This window comes from Cedecea sp. NFIX57 (assembly GCF_900177785.1).
In the GTDB taxonomy this organism is placed as follows: domain Bacteria; phylum Pseudomonadota; class Gammaproteobacteria; order Enterobacterales; family Enterobacteriaceae; genus Cedecea; species Cedecea neteri_C.
The window spans coordinates 1-4,545 of sequence record NZ_FXAS01000078.1 but is presented as its reverse complement, the minus strand read 5'-3'; the positions used below and the strand labels follow the sequence as shown (position 1 = coordinate 4,545).

Below are 4,545 nucleotides of genomic sequence, written 5' to 3'. Positions count from 1 at the left end.
CTGACCCCATGCCGAACTCAGAAGTGAAACGCCGTAGCGCCGATGGTAGTGTGGGGTCTCCCCATGCGAGAGTAGGGAACTGCCAGGCATCAAATAAAACAGAAAACCTCAGCCTGATGGCTGGGGTTTTTTGTTTTCTGGTTTCTGCCACTTTCAACTCTCAGAGAGCAGGACAAAATCGTCAGGAACGATTTTGCACAGCCGGAGGCTGCCCGCAGGGTGACGGGCAGGACAGCCTGGCATACAACGGCCAGGCATCAAATAAAAGCAAAAGGCTCAGTCGAAAGACTGGGCCTTTTTGCTATGTGCGTACTACTGAGACAGGCAAGCCATTCCCAACAGGATCGGGTAAACTACTCGGGTTATTACTCCGGAAAATGGCTGACATGAACTCCTCTCTTAAACCCTTCAATACCTTCGGTATTCAAGCAACTGCGGCACATATTGTCATCGCTGAATCTGTACAACAGCTTACTGAAGCATGGGCGGAATCGTCGCAGGCTAATCAGCCAGTACTTATCCTGGGGGAAGGCAGTAACATCCTTTTCCTGCAGGACTTTGAAGGGACGGTGATTGTTAATCGCATTAAAGGGATTCAGGTGATTGAAACCGATGATGCGTGGTTACTGCATGTTGGTGCCGGTGAAAATTGGCATTCTCTCGTGGAATACACTCTCCAGAAAGGTATGCCGGGTCTGGAAAACCTTGCTCTGATCCCCGGCTGTGCTGGCTCATCGCCCATTCAAAATATCGGTGCATATGGTGTTGAAATTAAACAGGTATGTGATTATGTCGATTGCGTTGAGCTAAGCAGTGGTCAGGCAATACGCCTAACAAATGAAGAATGCCGTTTTGGCTACCGGGACAGCATCTTTAAACATGACTACCAGGATCGTTTTGCCATTGTCGCAGTAGGTTATCGCTTGCCTAAAATGTGGAGGCCAATTCTCAGCTATGGTGACCTGGCTAAACTGGATCCTGCAACCGTTACACCCCAGCAGGTTTTTGAAAGTGTCTGCAATATGAGGACATCGAAACTACCCGACCCAAAAGTGAATGGTAATGCTGGTAGTTTCTTCAAAAATCCCGTTATTAGCGCGAAACAGGCGGAAAAACTCATTGTCTGCGGCACTAACGTCCCACATTACCCTCAGCCAGATGGCAGCGTTAAACTTGCTGCAGGTTGGTTGATCGATCAATGCCAGCTCAAGGGCTATCGCATCGGTGGAGCTACGGTTCATCGGCAACAGGCTTTGGTCATCATTAATGAAGAAAATGCCAGCAGCGCAGATATTGTTGCCCTTGCACACTACGTACGCCAGCAGGTAGGTGAAAAGTTTGATGTCTGGCTTGAGCCAGAGGTTCGTTTTATGGGCGGCAAAGGTGAAGTCAGCGCCGTGGAGACTATCGCGTGAAAGACAATCGGGTACCGTTAACGTTAATAAGTATTCTGGCAGACGGTGAGTTTCATTCAGGTGAGCAACTGGGTGAGCAGTTAGGCATGAGCCGCGCGGCTATTAATAAGCACGTACAGACTCTGCGAGACTGGGGTATTGATGTATTCACTGTGCCGGGTAAAGGATATAGTTTGCCGGAGCCTATCCAATTACTGGATGAGAGCTTTATTAAGTCACAAATAGAGAACGGGAGCGTGGCTGTACTCCCGGTGATTGATTCTACCAACCAGTACCTGCTTGACCGTCTCAATACCCTTCAGTCTGGCGATGCATGTATAGCCGAATACCAGCAGGCTGGACGCGGCAGACGAGGCCGCCAGTGGTTCTCTCCCTTTGGGGCAAATCTCTATTTGTCGATGTACTGGCGTCTGGAGCAGGGGCCAGCTGCGGCAATTGGACTCAGCCTGGTTATTGGCATTGTTATGGCGGAAGTATTACAGCGTCTTGGTGCTGAAGACGTCAGGGTAAAATGGCCAAACGACCTCTATCTGAACGACCGTAAGCTCGCTGGTATTCTGGTTGAACTCACTGGAAAAACAGGGGATGCCGCGCAAATTGTTATCGGTGCTGGGATCAATCTTGCGATGCGTAATGTTGCTACGGATGTGATTAATCAGGGATGGATCAATCTCCAGGAAGCTGGTATTCGCATTGATCGAAATACACTGGCGGTCACTCTGATTCAAGAGCTACGGACGGCATTGCAACTCTTTGAGCAGGAAAGTTTATTACCGTTCCTCCCTCGTTGGGAAAAGCTGGATAACTTTATCAATCGGCCGGTAAAACTCATTATTGGCGAACGAGAGGTTCATGGAATATCTCGCGGTATTAATGAACAGGGTGGATTGTTGCTAGAGCAGAATGGGGTAATAAAAGCTTGGGTTGGTGGCGAGATATCGCTGCGCGGAGCAAATTAAAATGAGGGGGGATCCCCCTCACTTTATTATTTTCTCAGTTTGACACAATCAACGGCATGATTAGCACTCTTTGTCATAATCAAGCTCGCACGATCGCGAGTCGGTAATATATTTTGTTTTAAATTCAATAAATTAATTTCACTCCATAGCTGAGTTGCAATATTTATAGCTTCATCTTTAGAAAGCTTTGCATAGCTATGGAAATAAGAGTTTGGATCGGTAAATGCACCTTCACGGAATTTTAAGAAACGGTTTATATACCAATTCTGTAATAGCTCTTCCGGCGCATCGACATATATAGAAAAATCGACGAAGTCAGAAACAAATACATGGTGCGGATCGTGAGGATAATCCATCCCGCTTTGCAGGACGTTTAACCCTTCCAGAATCAAGATATCCGGCTGGGCAACTGTCTTATCGCCGTCAGGGATCACGTCATACACCAAATGCGAGTATACCGGTGCTGTCACGTTGGTTGCGCCAGATTTGATATCAGAGACAAACTTCACCAGACGATGCATATCATAGGATTGCGGGAACCCTTTCTTCTTCATCAAATTGCGCTCTTTGAGCACTTTGTTTGGATGAAGGAAGCCGTCGGTGGTAATCAGTTCAACCTGACGATGCTCTGGCCAACGACTGAGTAGCGCCTGCAACACGCGTGCTGTAGTGCTTTTCCCTACCGCAACGCTACCCGCAATACTGATAATATAGGGAATACGTTGGCCATTGGTGCCAAGAAACTGCTCAAGTACAGCCTGGCGGCGCAGGTTTGAACTGATATAGAAGTTGAGCAGTCGAGACAGAGGCAGGTAAATCTCTGCCACCTCTTCCAGGGAGAGGTCTTCGTTAATGCCTTTTAACCGGGCGATTTCCCCTTCGGTTAACGTCATGGGAACAGAGTCACGCAATGCTGCCCATTGGCTCCGGTCAAATTGTAGATAAGGGGTTGTTGCCAACATTTGCTCTTTATTACTCATAAGCATGCTTCTGCCTGTAATTCAGGACAAAATTTACGCGCTACATTCCAGAACGTAAGAGACTCAGCGTTCTGTATCAAAAGTATGCAGCGTATTTAACTTTTCAACAGTGGGCAGGAGGGTAACACCTGAATGAAGAGAACGATAAGAAAAAATCACTAACAGTGATGTATTACGGCGGGTACATCACGTTGCGCTTTAGTGAAAGAAGAGGGCCAGGAGCCATTTTAGACGTGTAGTCTTATTTCCTGGGATTATTATTTGCCATTCAGGCATTGCCAGACACCTGACTCGAGAAAAAACGAATGTTGGAAACGATGGAAATTTGCTCTTAATTGGTGCTTTAGCCACCATATTTTCGAGATCTAGCGCAAAATGTGAGCGGTAGTGCATTTTATGCGATTTTTTTGTTGCATGCGCGGCGCTCTCTTCCTAGAATGCGCGCTACTTGATGCCGGCTTAGCTCAGTAGGTAGAGCAACTGACTTGTAATCAGTAGGTCACCAGTTCGATTCCGGTAGCCGGCACCATCAAGTACCCCAGGTGGGGTTCCCGAGCGGCCAAAGGGAGCAGACTGTAAATCTGCCGTCATCGACTTCGAAGGTTCGAATCCTTCCCCCACCACCATATTCGGCAACGCACTGCGAAGCCCGAGACGATAGACAAGCAGTTTGTCGGCTCGAATACTGAGAGGCCTTCTCTCATATTCAGTACAGAAAGATTCAGGTAGCCGAGTTCCAGGATGCGGGCATCGTATAATGGCTATTACCTCAGCCTTCCAAGCTGATGATGTGGGTTCGATTCCCACTGCCCGCTCCAACAAGATGTGCTGATATAGCTCAGTTGGTAGAGCGCACCCTTGGTAAGGGTGAGGTCGGCAGTTCGAATCTGCCTATCAGCACCACTTCTTTATCTCCTCCCTGTTTCTCTTCTGTTAATGCATTCAGCTAATTCAGGCATATGCCTGGTTGATGTGGTGATATCACCGATTTATCCGTGTCTTAGAGGGACAATCGATGTCTAAAGAAAAGTTTGAACGTACAAAACCGCACGTTAACGTCGGTACTATCGGCCACGTTGACCATGGTAAAACAACGCTGACCGCTGCAATCACTACCGTTCTGGCTAAAACCTACGGTGGTTCTGCTCGTGCATTCGACCAGATCGATAACGCACCAGAAGAAAAAGCTCG

At 47.8% G+C, this 4,545-nt stretch carries 4 protein-coding genes, 4 tRNA genes and 1 rRNA gene; 8 read left to right on the top strand and 1 reads right to left on the bottom strand.

Annotated elements, in window-relative coordinates; translation table 11 throughout:
* The 3 genes from rrf to birA all read left to right on the top strand — a co-directional run.
* Positions 1–88 (top strand): 5S ribosomal RNA (gene rrf, locus B9Y90_RS25445); the annotation flags it as partial.
* A 298-nt stretch (positions 89–386) separates the two neighbouring features.
* Positions 387–1,415: a UDP-N-acetylmuramate dehydrogenase gene (gene murB, locus B9Y90_RS25440; RefSeq protein ID WP_085543071.1), complete on the top strand. Its 1,029-nt coding sequence runs from the start codon at positions 387–389 to the stop codon at positions 1,413–1,415.
* On the top strand, positions 1,412–2,374 hold the full coding sequence (birA, locus tag B9Y90_RS25435) for a bifunctional biotin--[acetyl-CoA-carboxylase] ligase/biotin operon repressor BirA (protein ID WP_085543070.1): 963 nt from the start codon (positions 1,412–1,414) through the stop codon (positions 2,372–2,374). The genes murB and birA overlap by 4 nt, the downstream gene beginning before the upstream one ends.
* A 26-nt stretch (positions 2,375–2,400) precedes the next feature.
* Here the strand turns inward: birA and coaA are convergent, their stop codons facing one another.
* Positions 2,401–3,354, bottom strand: a complete 954-nt coding sequence (gene coaA / locus B9Y90_RS25430) for a type I pantothenate kinase (protein WP_039296421.1) — start codon at positions 3,352–3,354, stop codon at positions 2,401–2,403.
* 453 nt (positions 3,355–3,807) lie between these two features.
* Here coaA and B9Y90_RS25425 point away from each other — a divergent pair.
* The 5 genes from B9Y90_RS25425 to B9Y90_RS25405 form a co-directional block, all read left to right on the top strand.
* Positions 3,808–3,883: transfer RNA gene (locus tag B9Y90_RS25425), tRNA-Thr, on the top strand.
* Between the two features lie 12 nt (positions 3,884–3,895).
* Positions 3,896–3,980: transfer RNA gene (locus B9Y90_RS25420), tRNA-Tyr, on the top strand.
* A gap of 117 nt (positions 3,981–4,097) precedes the next feature.
* Positions 4,098–4,172: transfer RNA gene (locus B9Y90_RS25415), tRNA-Gly, on the top strand.
* Between the two features lie 9 nt (positions 4,173–4,181).
* Positions 4,182–4,257: transfer RNA gene (locus B9Y90_RS25410), tRNA-Thr, on the top strand.
* 112 nt (positions 4,258–4,369) lie between these two features.
* On the top strand, positions 4,370–4,545 hold a 176-nt coding region (locus B9Y90_RS25405), incomplete at its 3' end, for a GTP-binding protein (protein ID WP_016831079.1).